Origin of the sequence: Marinimicrobium sp. UBA4209 (assembly GCF_002381585.1) — a bacterium.
In the GTDB taxonomy this organism is placed as follows: Bacteria; Pseudomonadota; Gammaproteobacteria; order Pseudomonadales; family Cellvibrionaceae; genus Marinimicrobium; species Marinimicrobium koreense.
Genome location: NZ_DFTP01000065.1, coordinates 1 through 254, shown reverse-complemented (window position 1 = coordinate 254; position 254 = coordinate 1). Strand labels below are relative to the sequence as shown.

Here is a 254-nt window from a genome sequence, read left to right as displayed (position 1 = left end):
CACCGCCGTGCTGCTCTGGACGGTGGTGTATGACACCCTCTATGCCATGGTGGATCGGGACGATGACCTCAAGGTGGGCATAAAGTCCACGGCGGTCCTGTTTGGCGATCTGGACCGGGCCATGGTGGCGGTGCTGCAGGGGCTGACCCTGTACGCGCTGGTGATGGTGGGCGGGCGCTTTGAGCTGGGTGTTCCCTATTATCTGGGGCTGGTCGCGGCGGCCGGGCTCTTTGGCTACCATCAGTACCTGATCC

1 protein-coding gene is annotated in these 254 nt (G+C 63.4%); it reads left to right on the top strand.

All coding sequences use genetic code 11. From position 1 onward, the window contains the following. Positions 1–254 (top strand): UbiA family prenyltransferase (locus tag B3187_RS09260; protein ID WP_286805954.1); only part of this gene is annotated, 254 nt, incomplete at both ends.